The organism is Asaia sp. SF2.1, assembly GCF_000505765.1.
Lineage (GTDB): Bacteria > Pseudomonadota > Alphaproteobacteria > Acetobacterales > Acetobacteraceae > Asaia > Asaia bogorensis.
The window spans coordinates 115,421-117,564 of record NZ_AYXS01000034.1; the positions used below are offsets into that span (position 1 = coordinate 115,421).

The following is a 2,144-nucleotide window of genomic DNA, read 5'->3' on the forward strand; positions in this document are numbered from 1 at the left end:
CAGCAGGGGGCTGTTGCTGATATCATGCAGGCCGCACCCGCTCCCGTTTCCCCCGTGGTCGAAACGGGAGGGCATGTGCGTGCCCTGCTTCAGGTGCAGCAGGGCTGCGACCATCGCTGCACATTCTGCATTATCCCGTATGGGCGCGGCCGCTCGCGTTCGGTGTCCACCCGGGACGTGATCGCCCGCGCCCGGGCGCTGGTCGAGGCGGGCCATCATGAAATCGTTCTGACGGGTGTCGATATCGCCTCCTGGGGGCGGGACCTCGATGGCGCACCTGCACTGGGCACGCTTTGTCGTGACGTGCTGTCAGCCGTGCCGGAATTGCCCCGACTGCGCCTGTCCTCGCTCGATCCGGCCTCTGTCGATGCCGATCTGTGGTATCTGCTGGCCGAGGAGCCCCGCTTTCTGCCGCATCTGCATCTCTCGCTACAGGCAGCGAGCGATAAGGTGCTCAAGCGCATGAAGCGCCGCCATTCGGTGCAGGATGCCGCCGATCTGATCACGCGGGCGCGGCGCCTGCGTCCCGATATTGCGATCGGGGCCGATCTGATTGCCGGATTTCCGACTGAAACCGAGGCTCAGGCGCAGGAGACGCTCGATTTTGTCGTGCGTCATGAACTGCCCTATCTGCACGTCTTTCCCTACAGCGAGCGCCCCGGCACCCCGGCGGCCCGTATGCCCAGCGTCCCTAATGCAAAACGTCAGGCGCGTGCCGCGGCCCTGCGTGAGGCAGGCGAGGCCAATCGGCAGGCCTACTGGCGCGGTATGATGGGGCGCCCTCTCGATGTTCTGATGGAGGGGGCAACCAAGGGCCACTCGGCCCATTTCGTGCCGGTGCGTCTGTCTCGCGGGCAGGCAGTTCGTGGCACTCGCCTTACCCTTGTCGCCCGAACCCTTGACGAAGTAGGGCTGGTAGCAGAGATCAACTGACATGGCCGGATTTTTCTCACGTCTGAAACAGGGGCTGACGCGCTCGACGCAGAAGCTGAATGCTGCTCTCACCCATCGCTATCTCGACGAGACAGCGCTGGAGGAACTCGAGGACGAGCTGATTGCAGCCGATCTCGGCCCCGCAGTGGCCGGGCGTGTGATCGAGGAATTCCGCACGTCGCGTTTTGGCCGCAATGTCACGACCGAAGAAATTCAGGAGGCTCTGGCCACCGAAATCGCCCGCGTGCTCGAACCCGTGGCCCAGCCCTTCGAGCTCAAGACCGAGCACAAGCCGCATGTCGTGCTCGTGGTGGGCGTCAATGGCGTGGGTAAGACCACGACCATCGGCAAGATGGCCAAATGGTTCCGGGATCAGGGGCGCTCGGTCATGATGGTGGCGGGCGACACGTTCCGCGCCGCTGCTGTCGAGCAGTTGCAGGTCTGGGGTGAGCGTACCGGCGCGCCAGTCATTGCGGGCAAGCCGGGTGGGGATGCCGCAGGCCTTGCCTATGAAGGCATCAAGCAGGCGCGTGAATCAGGAACCGACCTGCTGTTCGTCGACACGGCCGGGCGTCTGCACAACAAGGGCGCGCTGATGGAAGAGCTCGCCAAGATCATCCGCGTCATGAGGAAGTTCGACGAAACCGCTCCCCATTCAGTGTTGCTGGTGCTCGATGCCACGACTGGACAGAATGCAATGGAACAGGTGCGTGTTTTCCGTGAACTCGTGAATGTAACGGGTCTGATCGTGACCAAGCTCGATGGCTCCGCACGGGGTGGTATCGTTGTGGCACTGGCTGACGCCTTCAAGCTTCCGGTGCATCTGGTGGGCGTGGGTGAGCAGGTCGAGGATCTGCGTCCCTTCTCGGCTCAGGAATATGCGCGTGGTCTCGTGGGCGGAAGCGGTGCCGATCTGACCAGCCATCTGATCGACGAAGTTCAGGATTGAGCCAGTAATCTGGCTTATCCATGCGTGGCCTGTGATGGCTACGCCATCGACACCATGCCGGCATGGCTTTTAATAGGTGAGGGCCTGTATCGGCCATCACGCGCCTGCTCAGGCGCGTGTTGCGCAACGCTGACAGCCGTGCAGTCCCGCACCTGACATAGCCGGATTCCGGGGGGCGGGGGCACTGCCGGTCTGGAGGCGATTCACGCCTCATGCCAGATGTTGTTCGCATGCTGAAGTGAGCGCCTGGGATGATTTTTTT

General features: G+C 62.9%; 2 protein-coding genes. Both read left to right on the forward strand.

Annotation, left to right across the window (positions count from 1 at the left end; genetic code table 11):
• Positions 1 to 933, forward strand: a 933-nt coding sequence (locus P792_RS31755) for a MiaB/RimO family radical SAM methylthiotransferase (protein ID WP_035440213.1), incomplete at its 5' end; no start/stop codon positions are given.
• A 1-nt stretch (position 934) separates the two neighbouring features.
• The gene (gene ftsY, locus P792_RS31760; RefSeq protein ID WP_023979386.1) at positions 935 to 1,882 is read left to right on the forward strand and encodes a signal recognition particle-docking protein FtsY; all 948 of its coding nucleotides are present in this window, start codon (positions 935 to 937) and stop codon (positions 1,880 to 1,882) included.
• Positions 1,883 to 2,144 lie beyond the last annotated feature (262 nt).